At 42.6% G+C, this 15,137-nt stretch carries 14 protein-coding genes and 1 pseudogene; 8 read left to right on the forward strand and 7 right to left on the reverse strand.

Annotated elements, in window-relative coordinates:
- Nucleotides 1–80 precede the first annotated feature (80 nt).
- The 3 genes from cysM to PZB74_RS12180 form a co-directional block, all read right to left on the reverse strand.
- A complete protein-coding gene (cysM, locus tag PZB74_RS12170; RefSeq protein WP_302236338.1) occupies nucleotides 81–959 on the reverse strand; it encodes a cysteine synthase CysM in 879 nt (292 codons plus the stop codon).
- Nucleotides 960–965: 6 nt separating this feature from the next.
- Nucleotides 966–1,811 carry a serine O-acetyltransferase gene (locus PZB74_RS12175; RefSeq protein ID WP_302236339.1) on the reverse strand — a complete coding sequence of 282 codons (846 nt, stop codon included), beginning with the start codon at nucleotides 1,809–1,811 and terminating at the stop codon, nucleotides 966–968.
- 117 nt (nucleotides 1,812–1,928) lie between these two features.
- Nucleotides 1,929–3,152: a serine hydrolase domain-containing protein gene (locus PZB74_RS12180; RefSeq protein ID WP_302236340.1), complete on the reverse strand. Its 1,224-nt coding sequence runs from the start codon at nucleotides 3,150–3,152 to the stop codon at nucleotides 1,929–1,931.
- A gap of 353 nt (nucleotides 3,153–3,505) precedes the next feature.
- Here PZB74_RS12180 and PZB74_RS12185 point away from each other — a divergent pair, with 353 nt between their 5' ends.
- Both PZB74_RS12185 and PZB74_RS12190 read left to right on the forward strand, forming a co-directional pair.
- Entirely contained in the window at nucleotides 3,506–5,050 is a 1,545-nt protein-coding gene (locus tag PZB74_RS12185) for a SulP family inorganic anion transporter (protein WP_302236341.1), read from the forward strand.
- Nucleotides 5,051–5,197: 147 nt separating this feature from the next.
- Complete coding sequence (locus PZB74_RS12190; protein WP_302236342.1) at nucleotides 5,198–6,457, forward strand: glutamate-5-semialdehyde dehydrogenase; 1,260 nt, start codon at nucleotides 5,198–5,200, stop codon at nucleotides 6,455–6,457.
- Between the two features lie 25 nt (nucleotides 6,458–6,482).
- Here PZB74_RS12190 and PZB74_RS12195 read toward each other — a convergent pair whose 3' ends face one another.
- Together PZB74_RS12195 and PZB74_RS12200 are read right to left on the reverse strand one after the other, a co-directional pair.
- Nucleotides 6,483–6,932, reverse strand: coding sequence for a MarR family winged helix-turn-helix transcriptional regulator (locus PZB74_RS12195; protein ID WP_302236344.1), 450 nt, complete (start codon nucleotides 6,930–6,932; stop codon nucleotides 6,483–6,485).
- Nucleotides 6,933–7,002: 70 nt separating this feature from the next.
- A complete protein-coding gene (locus tag PZB74_RS12200) occupies nucleotides 7,003–7,947 on the reverse strand; it encodes a hydrogen peroxide-inducible genes activator (protein ID WP_302236346.1) in 945 nt (314 codons plus the stop codon).
- Nucleotides 7,948–8,042: 95 nt separating this feature from the next.
- On the opposite strand from PZB74_RS12200, the gene PZB74_RS12205 reads away from it, so the two are divergent.
- The 4 genes from PZB74_RS12205 to PZB74_RS12220 all read left to right on the forward strand — a co-directional run bounded on the left by PZB74_RS12205 (nucleotide 8,043) and on the right by PZB74_RS12220 (nucleotide 11,761).
- The gene (locus PZB74_RS12205) at nucleotides 8,043–8,516 is read left to right on the forward strand and encodes a Dps family protein (RefSeq protein ID WP_302236349.1); all 474 of its coding nucleotides are present in this window, start codon (nucleotides 8,043–8,045) and stop codon (nucleotides 8,514–8,516) included.
- Nucleotides 8,517–8,813: 297 nt separating this feature from the next.
- A complete protein-coding gene (locus PZB74_RS12210; RefSeq protein WP_302236352.1) occupies nucleotides 8,814–10,040 on the forward strand; it encodes a saccharopine dehydrogenase family protein in 1,227 nt (408 codons plus the stop codon).
- A 50-nt stretch (nucleotides 10,041–10,090) separates the two neighbouring features.
- Nucleotides 10,091–11,230, forward strand: a complete 1,140-nt coding sequence (gene nspC, locus PZB74_RS12215) for a carboxynorspermidine decarboxylase (protein WP_302236355.1) — start codon at nucleotides 10,091–10,093, stop codon at nucleotides 11,228–11,230.
- 264 nt (nucleotides 11,231–11,494) lie between these two features.
- A complete protein-coding gene (locus PZB74_RS12220) occupies nucleotides 11,495–11,761 on the forward strand; it encodes a hypothetical protein (RefSeq protein ID WP_302236357.1) in 267 nt (88 codons plus the stop codon).
- Between the two features lie 48 nt (nucleotides 11,762–11,809).
- Here PZB74_RS12220 and PZB74_RS12225 read toward each other — a convergent pair whose 3' ends face one another.
- A complete protein-coding gene (locus PZB74_RS12225; protein WP_302236358.1) occupies nucleotides 11,810–12,391 on the reverse strand; it encodes a hypothetical protein in 582 nt (193 codons plus the stop codon).
- 198 nt (nucleotides 12,392–12,589) lie between these two features.
- Between PZB74_RS12225 and PZB74_RS12230 the strand changes: the two genes are divergently transcribed.
- Nucleotides 12,590–13,552, forward strand: coding sequence for a sugar phosphate isomerase/epimerase family protein (locus tag PZB74_RS12230; RefSeq protein WP_302236360.1), 963 nt, complete (start codon nucleotides 12,590–12,592; stop codon nucleotides 13,550–13,552).
- A gap of 297 nt (nucleotides 13,553–13,849) precedes the next feature.
- Complete coding sequence (locus PZB74_RS12235; protein WP_302236361.1) at nucleotides 13,850–14,245, forward strand: hypothetical protein; 396 nt, start codon at nucleotides 13,850–13,852, stop codon at nucleotides 14,243–14,245.
- A 258-nt stretch (nucleotides 14,246–14,503) separates the two neighbouring features.
- Here the strand turns inward: PZB74_RS12235 and PZB74_RS22630 are convergent.
- Nucleotides 14,504–14,959, reverse strand: a pseudogene (locus PZB74_RS22630) (carboxypeptidase-like regulatory domain-containing protein); the annotation flags it as partial.
- Nucleotides 14,960–15,137: the final 178 nt, after the last annotated feature.

Raw genomic sequence — 15,137 nt, forward strand, 5'->3', positions numbered from 1 at the left:
TACGCGCATTTGCACCCATAAAAAATCCGCTCACAAATCTATGAGCGGATTCTACATTGATTAAATCATCTATCTATTCACTAATCAAAAAGGTTTGAGCTCAAGTAGCGATCCCCACGGTCGCATACGATGAAGACAATAACACCTTCTTTAATCTCTGAAGCTACTTGAAGAGCAGCATGTAGGGCTCCTCCGCTACTCATGCCTGAAAGTATTGCTTCTTCTTTAGCCAGGCGGCGTGCCATTATTCTGGCGTCGTCTTCGCTTACGTCTACTATGCGGTCTACACGCTCACGTTCAAATATTTTTGGCAGAAACTCAGGAGACCATCGTCTGATTCCCGGTATGCTGGAGCCTTCGGTAGGTTGAGTCCCCACTATCTGCACTTCTGGGTTTTGCTCCTTAAGGTAGCGCGATACGCCCATAATAGTTCCGGTGGTGCCCATGGCAGAGACGAAGTGAGTAATTTGCCCTTTGGTATCTCTCCAGATTTCTGGCCCGGTGGTTTGGTAGTGCATACCATAGTTGTCAGCATTGGCAAACTGGTTAAGCATATAATAGCCTTCATTAGCAGCCATTTCCTCTGCCAGTTGGCGAGAATACTCTATTGTTTTTTCAGCAGGGGTAAGCATCACCTTGGCTCCGTAAGCTTTCATAGCCTGTATGCGTTCCTGAGTAGCATTCTCAGGCATAAGCAGGGTCATATGTACGCCCATAGATTGCGCAATCATAGCCAGTGCAATACCTGTATTTCCACTGGTGGCTTCTACCAGTTTATCTCCACGCTTAATTTCGCCTCTATCCAATGCGCCTTTAATCATTCCATAAGCGGCACGGTCCTTCACACTGCCGCCAGGGTTTTGTCCTTCCAGCTTTCCATATATAGTTACATGCTCAAATTCAGGTATGGTTTCCAGCTTCACCAGAGGGGTATTGCCAATGATATCAAAAAGGGTCATATATAATTATGATGATGTAGTATGTTCTTTAAAAATAATAAGGTCAGTATCTCCCTGCTCACTGTTATGCATACGTGCCTGATAATACACCTTGGAGTAAGGTGCTATGCTGCGGGTAAGCCACACATTGCCACCTACCACAGAGTGGTGCCCGATGACCGTATTGCCTCCCAGTATGGTAGCTCCAGAGTATACTACTACATGATCTTCTATACTAGGGTGGCGTTTGGTTTTAGCATCCTCTTTGCTGACGCTCAATGCGCCTAGTGTTACTCCCTGGTATAGCTTTACATAATCGCCAATTACAGTAGTCTCTCCGATTACTACGCCAGTACCATGGTCTATGCAAAAGTGCTCTCCTATGGTAGCGTGAGGGTGTATGTCAATACTGGTTTTGCTATGTGCATGCTCTGTAATCAGGCGCGGGATACTTTTGACACCCAGCGCAGACAATTTGTTGGCAATCCGATAAGCTGCAATAGCATAAAAGCCTGGATAGGTACGGATGATCTCGTCGCGACTCTGTGCCGCAGGATCGCCAGCAAACATAGCCTCTATGTCTTTTAGCAGCTTTTCGTATAGCTCAGGCACCGCCTGAAAGAAAGCATTAGCTATTTCATCAGCATTATGATTGTTATTTACCAGATTGCTATACAGTATCTTGCCCATGTCAAGCTTGGCGGAACGAATTCGCTCCTGAAAATCGCCTAACGAGCCTACATTTTCGTGGGCAAAGGGAGGAAATAGTATTCCCATCAGCTCTTCAAAAAAAGTAATAATCGCTTTAGAAGAAGGGCATTTGATGCACTCCTGATGAGAATGATAAAGTTTGTTAATAAAAGAAGAATCCATAACGCTGTGTAAAATGAAATAGCTCGCCTTGTCACTCTAATTACGGCCTCAGTACTTAAAAAGTTTGTAGAATTGCCGTATTCCGCAGTGAGCCCCTTTTGGGCCATGCATATTGGCTTAGTCTACCAGGGCCTGATATACCAATTGTTGAAACTTTTTATTATAAAAGTTGGTGTAGGGTGCAAATTGCATCATTAGTATGGCTACCATATCTTCTTCAGGATCTACAAAGAAGTAGGTATTGTATGCACCAGACCAGCCAAAAGTGCCCTCTGAGCCTAAAATTTTTGGATCAGCCAAATCTGTTCTTACCGAAAAGCCCAGACCAAATCCGTAGCCGGGATCATCATACAAGTCTCCTACATGGTTGACAGTCATAAGTTCAATCGTTTTGGGGCTAAGCAGGCGATTACCTTCAAGCTCTCCTTTGTTAAGTAGCATACGGGCAAAGCGCATATAGTCTGTAGCAGTAGAAAACAGGCCATGAGTGCCTCCATAAATGGTATGACCTTCTACCGGCGTTTGCCGCTGGTTCAGGCTGAGGGTGCCATCTTGGTTCTTCTGGTGTAGCCCGGCTACACGCTCACGATTTTCTTTTTTTGTGTTGTAGCCAGTATCTTTCATTCCTAGCGGATCAAAAATGCGCTGCTGAATAAAATCGGCAGTACTCATTCCAGAAAACTTTTCTATCAGCAAAGACAGCACATCTGGCGAGGCGCTGTAGTACCATTGCTCACCCGGCTTACCTACAAGTGGGAGTTGGTGGAGTACAGCAACCCTTTCGGCGATGTTGGCATGTTGTTGCATGTACAGCGCTTCGCGGTACTGTCTGTCAAGGTCGCTGCCACCCAATCCGTGTGATAAGCCAGCAGTATGACTCAGAAGATGCCAGAGTAATATTGGCGTCTCTGCCTTTACAGTTTCACCATTTTCCTTTTGTACCTGCATATCCGCAAATTCAGGCAGGTATTTTTCCAGCGGGTCGTTCAGGTCAAAGTGGCCCTCTTCGTAGAGCATCATAAAAGCAATACTGATGATGGGCTTGGTCATAGATTGTATATAAAAGAGCTGGTCTTTTTGCATGGCTAACTGCTCTTCCAGATTGCTGTAGCCAAAGCTTTCGTGCTGTGCTATAGCGCCATTGCGCATGATCAGGCTTACAGCACCTGCCAGTTTTTTGGCTTCTATCTCCCTGTTCAGGTAATTTGATAAGTGTTGCAGCTTTTCTTCAGAGAAGCCCGCCTGCTTAGGGTTAACTTTGGGCAGCTCCTGAGCAGAAATGGAATGGCTGAAGATAAGTAATGTCCATAAGCAAAGGAGCAGTTGGTTAAGGTGCTTCATGTTTTGGTAGTTTAGGTTTGATGAGAAAATAACAATCCAAAATAGAAAAGAATCAGCTCTAAATTACAATTAGCTTTACAAAGTGCTGAGAAAGTAGTATGAAAAGTAGCATAAAGAGAGAGGAAAAGGGTAAAGTTTTTGCATTAAGCATTTTATAACAAAATACTATCAAATATGTGAATTTTTTATGCTGCTATTTAGTTTGTTGAATTATTGCTTAACTTTGCGGCATAATTGGAAAGAAATCAAAAATCATTCTCCGGGTCATTCCGATCTGTAACTCCATAAAATCTTAAAAAACTGATTTACAGCAGCATATCTGTTGCCGGGTGTGCTTTACGAAAAAAGTATTTATGAAGCAGTATTTTAAATTATTTGATCTAAGTCAGAAGGTAGACTATAAAACAGAAATCCTGTCAGGTTTAACAGTAGCCCTGGCGCTGATTCCCGAAGCAGTTGCCTTTTCACTAATCGCTGGCCTCTCTCCGCTTACCGGTCTGTATGCCGCCTTTATGATGGGACTGGTAACTTCAGTGCTGGGTGGGCGTCCGGGCATGATATCCGGGGCAACTGGTGCGGTAGCGGTAGTGCTTGTCAGCCTGGTAAAGTCGCATGGTGTGGAATATATTTTTGCTACCGTAATTCTGGCGGGCGCCATTCAGATGTTAGCCGGTATTTTTAAGCTGGGTAAATTTATTCGCCTGGTACCGCACTCGGTCATGTATGGCTTTGTAAACGGTCTGGCTATCGTAATTTTCCTTTCTCAGTTGGATCAGTTTAAAGTAGTAAATGCTGCCGGTGTCTTGGAGTGGATGAGCGGCAATACGCTTTATGTAATGCTTGGGTTGGTGCTGCTTACCATGCTTATCATTTGGGGCTTACCCAGACTAACCAAAGTGGTGCCTGCTTCTCTTACTGCTATTCTGGTAGTATCTGCCGTAGTAATTGGCCTGGGAGTAGATACCAAAACTGTAGGTGATATTGCCTCTATACAGGGTAGTTTTCCTCCTTTCCATATACCTGCTATCCCTTTCAATCTGGAAAGCCTGCAAATCATTTTTCCGTATGCGTTAATCGTTGCCGGTGTAGGGCTGATAGAAAGTTTGCTTACGCTTAATCTGATAGATGAAATTACGGAAACTCGTGGCAGAGGAAACAAAGAGTGTGTAGCACAGGGTGCTGCCAATATGCTTTCAGGGCTGTTTTCGGGTATGGGTGGTTGTGCGATGATCGGCCAGAGCCTGATCAATATCTCATCCGGCGCACGTGCCCGTTTATCAGGGATAGTAGCGGCAAGTATGCTGCTTGTGTTTATTATGTTTGGTGCCAGCCTGATTGAGCAGTTGCCAATGGCTGCCCTTACCGGACTGATGATCATGGTTTCTATCGGTACTTTTGAGTGGGCCAGTATGCGTAGTTTTGGTAAGATGCCAGTTACTGATGTGTTGGTAATGGTTCTGGTTACTTTAGTAACAGTATTCCTTCATAACCTGGCTTTGGCAGTACTTATTGGAGTAATTATTTCGGCCCTGGTATTTGCCTGGGAAAACGCCAAACGTATTCGCGCGCGCAAGCATGTAGATGCACAAGGAGTAAAGCATTATGAGATTTACGGTCCCCTTTTCTTTGGCTCAGTAACTACATTCAATGAAAAATTTGATGTACTTAATGATCCACAGGAAGTAGTTATTGATTTTGCGGAAAGTAGAGTAGCCGATATGTCAGGGATAGAAGCTCTCAACAAAATTACACAGCGCTACCGTAAGGCAGGAAAGACTCTGCATATTAAGCATCTGAGTGACGAGTGTAAAACATTGCTGAAAAATGCTGAGAAGGTTATTGATGTTAATATTATAGAAGAGCCTTCTTCACAAAAGATGTCGGTAAATCCGGCCTAAACATATATAACTTTGTAAAGCTGCTCATTTTGAGCAGCTTTTTTTTTGCCTTGCCTTGCCTTGCAGTAAAAGGTTGCCAGAGCCAGCTCTTTGCTTTTAAACGTACTTTATACTTCTTCCTAAGGCGGTATTTGTTAATTTTAGGGCATGATTGCAGAAACTAATATTACCGACCACCTAAAAGCAGTGCAGGAAGCAGCTCGCAAAGCTTACCAGCTGAGCGATGCCCAGATCAATAAAGTACTGCACCAGCTTGCTGATCTGGCAGTAGAACGTACAGATGCCATACTGGAAGCCAATCAGAAAGACCTGGACCGTATGGATACCTCGGACCCAAAATACGACCGCCTTATGCTCACCCCTGAGCGTATTGAGGCTATTGCATCTGATATACGCAATGTAGCGGGGCTGCCTGGCCCGCTAGGCAAAGTGTTGGAAGAAAAGACTCTGGACAATGGTCTGCAACTGCGCAAAATCAGTGTGCCGATGGGCGTAATTGGAATGATATACGAGGCACGGCCTAATGTTACTTTTGATGTATTTGCTCTTTGCCTAAAGTCTGGTAATGCCTGTGTTTTGAAAGGTGGTAGCGATGCTGAGTTTTCTAACATAGCTATTGTTTCTATCATCCATGAAGTATTGGCTAAGCATAGTATAAATGAGCATATGCTTTATCTGATGCCAGCCGACAGGCAGGCGACACAGGCGCTACTGGAAGCCGTAGGCTTTGTTGATATTATTATTCCTCGGGGTAGTCAGGGCCTTATCAACTTTGTGCGCGAACATGCCAAAGTTCCGGTAATAGAGACGGGAGCGGGCATAGTGCATACCTATTTTGACAAAAGCGGAGACCTGGAAAAAGGTAAGCACATCATCTTTAATGCAAAAACAAGACGAGTAAGTGTTTGTAATGCTTTAGACTGTCTTATTCTGCATAAAGATCGTCTGAAAGATCTGGAAGCTTTAACTCATAAGCTTATTACTAAAGAGGTAGAGATATTTGCAGATGCAGACAGCTATGCTGAACTGGAAGGAAAATACCCCAGTGCTTTATTGAGAGAAGCCAGTGATGAGCATTTTGGTACTGAGTTTTTGTCTCACAAAATGTCTATAAAAACTGTAAACAGCCTGGAAGAGGCGCTGGATCATATCGCTAAATTCAGCTCCAAACATAGTGAGGCCATCGTAGCGGAAGATAAAGATGTGATACTAGAGTATATGAATTCTGTAGACGCTGCTGCTGTGTATGCTAATACTTCTACAGCTTATACAGATGGTGCTCAATTTGGAATGGGAGCTGAGATTGGCATCAGTACACAAAAGCTACATGCCCGTGGACCTATGGCATTGCCAGAGCTTACCAGCTACAAATGGCAGATTTTTGGTAATGGACAGGTAAGAGCCTAAAAGTAATAGAGGCTAAAGTAGCACTTTAGCCTCTAAATTTATCCAGTAGTTCATTAAGTTGAATGACCTCTTCCTGGTTCAGATTATTGAGTCCGTCCATTCTTCCTTCCAGTGTTGGTGTAATTTCTTCTAAAAGCCCCATGCCTTTTTCAGTAATAAGGATATCCACTTTACGTCGGTTACTTGGGCATTCGCAGCGTGTTACATACCCACCTTTACGAAGCTTTTCTACTAGCCTTGTCGCATTAGACATACGATTAACCATCCGCTCTGTAATTAGCTGTAAAGAAGATGGTTTAGGGTACTGCCCCTTGAGAATACGCAACACATTGTACTGCTCTTGTGAAATACCGTAGGGTTTAAGTCCCTGATTAACATGGGTAGAAAGCCAGCTTTCAGTTACCCGGATATTTAACACAGCCTTATGATAAGGGCTTTTAAACTCTTTTTGCTTTATCTCGTCTTCAAGTCTCATATTTTTGTGTCAACTTATGTTGTACATACAACAATCAAATTAGTAAACAGTTCCTACTAACGCAAATTTTTTATATACTAACAAAAGAATCTACAATTTCCTGCTGCTTGGCCTGTTTCATATGTGAGGGAATATTTTCTAAAATAAGCTGCTGAAGTTTATCAAGAGCCCTTTGCTTATGGAAAAACCTACTTCTAATCAGACTAATTTCGCGCACCACCTTATCTCCTTTAATAGGCTTAAGCATATTTTCCTGCTCAGCGCTTAACCCCAAAGTGGCGAGTTCAGGTACAAAAGTAACCCCTCCCTGATGCTCCACTATGCGCATGAGTGAGGAGATTGAGCTGCTCTGATAAGTAAAATGCTGGTGGTCGTTTTTTTTTCCTAACTGGCAGAGATCATTTACCTGACTACGAAAACAGTTTCCCTCTTTAAGCAGCCATAAATCTTTTGCCTTAATGTCGCTAAGCCGTATAGCCTTTTGCTTATAGTAAGGGTGGTCATCTGCTACGTAGAGGTAAAACTGCTCATAAAAAAGGGGAGAGGCACTAAGACCTTTGGCCACTACCGGGGTAACAATAATACCTGCATCCAGTTCACCTTCCTGTATAAGCTGTAGCACTTCTTCAGTAGTTAGCTCATTGATATGAAGTTCCAATTTAGGGTATTGTTTATGAAACTGCCTTACGAAAAGCGGTAAGAGAAAAGGAGCGAGAGTAGGAATAATACCTACTTTGATATGGTCTTGTTCTCCGGCATTCAATTCAGTGGCAAGCTGCTCCAACCCTTTAAAAGAAAGTAACGTTTCCTGAGCTTTCTCCATAAACTTTTTGCCTGCCGGAGTTACCTTCAAGGGCTTACGAGCCCGATCAAATAGCGGGAACCCAATTTCTTCTTCCAGTTTTTTAACCTGCATAGTTAATGCTGGCTGGCTTACAAAAGATTCTTCAGCCGCTTTAACAAAGCTAAGCCTTTGGTACACACTAAAAGCATATTGTAATTGTTCTATCGTCATATCATAAGATTTAGTTATACAAATATAAAAAATATCAATTTTTATTATAGTATTAAACCTATTATCTTTGATATACATCAAAACCGAAAATAATTATGAATACGACCATAGCTAAATCACATACAGCCGCTAAAAGCGAAAAGCTGGTAAAGCAGCTCAATCAACTGTTAGCTGACTATCAACTATATTATCAAAATCTGAGAGGCTTTCATTGGAATGTAAAAGGGCATTTGTTTTTTCACCTTCATGATAAGTTTGAGTCTTTATACAAAGAAGCTAATGAAACTGTAGATGAGATTGCAGAAAGAGTACGTGCCCTGGGTGCTATTCCCTTGCATACTCTGGAAGATTATTTTCAGCAGGCGCAGCTTACCTCTGCCAAAAACATTAGCGATGGTGAAGAAGCTGTGCAGGTTACTTTAAAGAACAGCCAGGTATTGCTGCATGACTTAAAAGAAGTGCTGCACCTAGCAGATGAGCAAAATGACGAAGCTACTTTAACCCTTATTAGTGATTTGATTACAGATACCGAAAAACGTATCTGGATGCTTAAAGCATTTTTGAGTTAGTGTTTGATTGATTTTGTTTTTTGCAATAATTCGGAGAGTGCTTCGCCTATTGGTGAGGCATTCTTTGTGTATAGCCCTTCCTGCTTTGCTGTAGTTACAATTTTCAATTTTTTACCCTCGCGGCAAACACCTATTTGCTTTATGGGTTGAATTTGTACCTTTGCGACACATTAGGCCAACAATTTTTTGAGGCTGGTGTGTAAAGCATATACGCTTATTTAAATAGCATTTGTAAGTGAATGAACAACCAATTTTTAGCAAACTTTCAGCTTTTCACCTTAAACTGTTTTACTACTTATGAGTAAAGTATTAATCATTGGCGCCGGAGGGGTAGGCAATGTGGTAGCGCATAAATGTGCTTCTGTACCTGAAGTATTTTCAGAGATTATGCTTGCCAGCCGTACCCAGTCCAAATGCAATACCATAGCTCGGGATGTGGCCAAAAGATATCCTGATGCCAAACCTATACAGACTGCCCAGGTAGATGCAGACAATGTACCCGAACTGGTAGAACTGATCAGGAAATTTGGTCCTAAAATGGTAATTAATGTAGCGCTACCTTATCAGGATCTTACCATTATGGATGCCTGCCTGGAGACCAAAGTCCATTATCTGGATACCGCCAATTACGAACCTAAGGATGAAGCTAAGTTTGAATATAAATGGCAGTGGGCGTATCAGGATCGTTTTAAAGAAGCAGGGCTAATGGCATTACTTGGTTGTGGATTTGACCCTGGCGTTACCGGAGTATTTACAGCTTATGCCCAGAAGCATCACTTTGACGAAGTGCATTATCTGGATATTATAGACTGTAATGCGGGCGATCATGGAAAAGCGTTTGCTACCAACTTTAACCCGGAAATTAACATACGAGAGATTACACAAAACGGCCGCTTTTGGGAGAAAGGTGAGTGGAAAGAAACCCAGCCTCTGGAAATACATAAACCTATTAACTATCCGGAGATTGGCGAGCGTGAGTCTTACCTGCTGTACCACGAAGAGCTGGAGTCCTTAACCAAAAATATCAAAAACCTGAAGCGTGCACGTTTCTGGATGACCTTCGGGCAGGAGTATATCAAGCATCTTACGGTATTACAGAATGTAGGAATGACCCGTATTGATCCTGTAAAATTTAATGGGGTAGACATAGTACCCCTGGAGTTTCTGAAAGCAGTACTGCCGGAGCCAGGCTCTCTGGGTGAAAATTACAAAGGTCAAACTTCTATTGGCTGCCAGATCAAAGGTTTAAAAGATGGCCAGGAGAAAACTTATTATGTGTACAATAACTGCGACCACGCAGAGTCATACAAAGAAGTGGGCGCTCAGGCAGTGTCTTATACTACCGGAGTACCAGCGATGATTGGCGCGATGATGCTGCTGACCGACCAGTGGAACAAAGCAGGGGTGTACAACGTAGAGGAATTTGACCCGGATCCATTTATGGAAGCCCTAAAAAAGTATGGTCTGCCGTGGCACGAAAAAGTAAATGAGCCATTGGCGTTTGATGATTATAACGTTAACTAACACAAGATTCTGGGAGGTGATTTACCTCCCTTTTTAATGAACTCTGCCTTATGCCTATCAATTTTAATGAAGTCCCTTCTGCCTGTTTTGTATTAGAAGAAAGTAAGCTCCGCCGTAACCTGGAAATCATGAAAAAAGTGCAGGACGCTTCGGGAGCTAATATTATTCTGGCACTAAAGGGTTTTGCGATGTTTAGCACCTTTGGCCTGATTAAACAGTATTTACATGGTACTACTGCCTCTTCGCTACACGAAGCCCGCTTGGGTTTTGAAGAATTTGGTGATGAGGTACATGCCTATAGCCCTGCCTACTTTGAAGATGAGATAGAAGAGCTGATGAGCTATTGCAATCATATTACTTTTAACTCTCCGGCGCAGTGGAACCGCTTTAAAGATAGGGTGCAAGCTAATGATAAAAAGATTTCTTGCGCTATACGCATCAATCCCGAATACTCGGAGGTAGAGACAGACCTGTATAACCCCTGCGCAATAGGCACACGCCTGGGAGTTACTGCTGACCAGATAGGAGATAAGCTGCCTGAAGGCATTGAGGGCCTTCATTTTCATACACTTTGCGAAAGTGACTCTTTTGCTCTGGAGCGAACGCTTAAAGAGGTAGAAGCTAAGTTTAGCCATTTGCTTAAACAGGCAAAGTGGTTAAACATGGGAGGAGGCCACCTGATGACCCGCCGTGGCTATGATCTGGACCATCTGGTTAGCCTCATCAAATATATGCGTGAGCAGTATGACCTGGATATAATCATGGAACCAGGCTCTGCCGTAGCCTGGGATACCGGCTACCTGACTTCCAGTGTGCAGGATATTATTGATAGCAAGGGCATACATGCGGTAATCTTAGACATTAGTGTTGCCGCGCACATGCCAGACTGTATAGAAATGCCTTATAAGCCGCGTATTCTGGGAGCAGAAGATGCCAAACCCGGAGAGGCTGCTTATCGTGTAGGAGGTACTACCTGCCTGGCAGGGGACTTTGTAGGCGATTACCATTTTGATAAACCTCTGCAGATAGGCGATATGTTAGTGTTTGATGATATGATGCACTACACTATGGTAAAGACAACTACTTTTAACGGCGTGCGTCATCCTTCCATCGGTATCTGGCATGAGGATGATACCTTTGAGCTAGTAAAAACTTTTGGGTACGAATCGTACAAACACAAATTATCATAATAGTACAGATTAAGAGCCATATCTTCATTCGGTATTTATTGCGGATGAAGATTTTTTATGCCCACAACTTATAAGTTAGCCGCACAAAATTCGCATAGAATAATTATATTGAAATAAACAGCAACTAAAACCCATTTCATATGCGAAAACATGTAGAAATTTTAGCCTATCTCAATATAGCTTTAGGAGCGCTGACAGTAATTTCTGGGCTTATTATAGCTTGTAGTCGCAGGTAGCGGTGTTCTCTCAGGTGACCATACTGCTATGTGGGTAACTTCACTGGTGGGAGGAGGTCTTGGTTTTATCCTGGCCGCTATGGGTGCGGTTAGTATACTTGGTGGCTGGGGTTTGCTTAAGCATCAGGAGTGGGCTCGCATCCTTATCATAATACTAAGTATCTTGAGTTTACCTGGCGTGCCGGTAGGTACTGCGTTAGGAGTATACGGGCTTTGGGTACTTTTTAGTGAGGAAGTAAGCGTGATGTTTCGCAGGAGACCCACGGGGCATCCGACAGCAGCTACAGAACTATAAAAAAAACGGGCATTAAGCCCGTTTCTCGTTTATTAAATAAAGTCTGACTTATCGTCCTCTACTTTTTAGCGACGACTTATGGGTAAGATGTCCAGCCTCGTCAAAGAGTAAGACATAAGCATCCGTATCGGTATTTACTTCTACTTCATAGTAAGTATCTACGTTCTCTGGCTTCTGTTGCTTAGCGGTAGCCTGTGCTTCGCTGCTTGGGTCTACGCTCTCTTTCACCTCCGTTTTATCCTGTGCTACACCTTCGCTATTTTCGGGTATGTCGTCATAAGTATCCTGGTAATATGTTTCATTAAACCCTATATCATCGTTTCTTACACGATAAGGACGAACGCTGCTGGCAGGCTCTTCCTTTCTTAAGCTGCTTTCTGTAACTGTTTCTTTACCCGGTACAATGTCTACCTTGTAAACCGCTACCATCTTCATGTCTCCGTATTGGCTGGCATCCAGGCTGTCCTTTACTTCCTGAGGTAGCTCTTCGCTATCAATCTGCGATCTGTCTATGGCTTCGCCAATGTAAATATTAGTGCTATCAGGTTTCTTTTCGTCCTGCGCATATCCAAGCGTGGCACATAGAACCGCCACAAGGGGTAATGTCATTTTAAAAAAAGTCTTTCTCATAACTTAACATATTTAAGTTTAAAAAATTTAGCAATCTGCTATACTTATAAAATAGCCAGGCATAGCAAATGTTTATATTCCTACTGCTTTTCTTTAGCTCTGCTTGTCTCATTATCTTATCACATTTGCATTAGGTGCCGTGCTGAGCGTTTTTAAGTCTTTTCAAAATGTACTATACTTGGAAAAACACTTAACTACATGCTTAACCGAAGAAACTTTATCCAAAAAACTTCTCTGCTAACCGCAGGAATCAGCGCATTACCTTTAGCCTCAACGTTCAGTAATCCTTCCAAATTTATGGCAGATAGAAAATTCACCATGCAATTGGATGGAGGGTCTATTGGTGTAAAGGCTGGGCAGAAAGAACTCATAGAGCTGGCCAGTAAATATGGTTTTGAGAGCGTTAGCGCTCACGCTTCTTTTCTGGCAGATATTTCAGCTACTGAAAGGAAAGAATTACTGGCGGAAATGAAAGAGAAAAATCTGGTATGGGGAAATGCAGGGCTGCCTGTACAGTTTAGAACTGACCGTGCTACCTTTGAAAAAGATATGCAGGAACTGCCTAAACATGCTAAAGGTTTACAGGAAGCTGGAGTGAGCCGAATTACTACCTGGCTTATGCCTAATCATCCCTCTTTAAATTACTTGCAAAATTTTAGAGAGCATGCGGTTCGTTTGAGAGAGGTAGCTACCATATTGGAGGATCATAACATACGCTTTGGGCTTGAGTATGTAGGGCCTAAGACTTTACAAATAGCAAATGAATATCCATTTCTCAGAACGATGGCCGAAACTAAAGAGCTGATTGCGGCTATTGGTAAGGCTAACGTAGGCTTTGTATTGGATAGCTTTCACTGGTATACCGCTGGAGAAGATGTAAATGACATTTTGACCTTGGAAAACAGCGATGTAGTGGCTTGTGACCTGAATGACGCACGTAGTGGGCATAGCCGTCATGCCCAGATTGATGGTAAAAGAGAATTGCCTATGGCAACCGGAGTTGTTGATACTCAGGGGTTTCTGGAAGCACTTGTTAAAATTGGCTATGATGGGCCTATACGTGCAGAGCCTTTTAACCAGGTTGTAAACGAAATGGAAGATGAAGAGGCTGTAAAAGTGACAGCTACTGCAATGAAAAAAGCGTTTGATAAGATCGCTTAATACAATTTTTTATAAGAAAAGTATAGGTGGTTTGATATCAAACTACCTGTACTTTGGGAACTGACTTTTAGTATGTCTTTTCAAATAATCTGCTGTATTTAATTAAAGTTTGGACGAACTTTATTAACTTAGCAGCTGTTTTACTATTGTCACTTTTTCGCAATATTAATTTATCACGTGATTCGGTAGTTTCATTTCAGAAACAATTTTCTCTCGTTTTATTAATAAGCTATGCATTGACAAAGGCGTTCGTGCGATTTAGTGGCTTTTAAGGTTAGAAAACTATACTTGTTTACTATGGATACAGATACAGTGGTTACAAAAAAAGACAGCAAACAAATGAAGTACTTGCAGCAAGCTGTCCGTCTTTTGGAAAAAAAGGGATACAGCGATATTAAAGCTGAGCTCCCTGATTATGAGTCACCAACAAGCTTTACAGAAAAGAACTCAGATAAGTCTTATACCCCCGACCTTACAGGCGAAAAAGATATGGGTAAAGACTACTTTCAGGTAGTGGAAGGCGATAAGAAGAACATACAGGATGTGGTAAGTAAATGGAAGCTCTTCTCTAACCTGGCAAAAATCAAAAATGGTCAGTTCTACCTGTTGGTACCTTACGGAAAAAAGAAGTACACAACTGAACTGATGAGAGAGTACAACATTGATGCTGAACTAATGAAATTAGAGAGATAAGATTCACTCTCGCTAAGGACTTAAGCCATCTGAAAAGATGGCTTTTTTTTTGTCTATAACTTATTTTTCTATGTCCAGATAATCTTTCAGTCTGCCTTCCGAATCAAATACCTGATAGCGTAAAGCATTGGCGTGTATGCTAACAGTAGCGTAATGGTGCCCACGATAAGTTTCGGTGCTAAACCGGGCTCTCCATATTGGAAGCTATTCCGGAAGCCTTGGTGGGCGTATCGGTAGTATTGTTAACTGGAATACCATCTACGACAAAAAAAAGAGTGCTTGATTGTCACCAGATAGAGAAGATGCTCCGCGGATAACGATGAGAGAGGTAGAACCAACTCCGGAGCTACCATTGGTCATCTGCACACCGGTAACTTGAGCGGCAAGGGAGTTTACTACATTTGGTTCGCCTGCTTCGGTGATCTCTTCTCCCTGCATTTCCTGTACGGTATAGCCCAGCGCCTTTTTCTCACGTTTTATTCCGAGGGCAGTAACTATTACTTCGCCCAGTTCACGAGCATCAAGAGCGAGAGTAATATTTATAGTATTACGAGCATTAATAGCTACCTCCTGAGTCTCATAGCCCACCAAAGAAAATATGAGGCTACTTGCCTGAGGGGCTACACTAATACAATAATTACCCTCAATCTCAGCAATAGTACCTTTTACCAGCACGTTTACGCAAAGGATGGATCCACCATCTGGGTCAATTACTTTTCCACTGAGGGTGTATTCCTGGGTCTAGGAAACGCAGCAGATAAGTATAAGTAAGCTAAGCAGGTCTGCTTTTAAGCTTGCCCCGCTTCTCATACCTACAGAGCTTTGTAGAGCTTTCGGCATGTGATGTAGATAGTTTGTTGAAAATAAATTCTGAGGTTTGCTACTAGAGCGA

The organism is Porifericola rhodea (assembly GCF_030506305.1).
In the GTDB taxonomy this organism is placed as follows: Bacteria; Bacteroidota; Bacteroidia; order Cytophagales; family Cyclobacteriaceae; genus Catalinimonas; species Catalinimonas rhodea.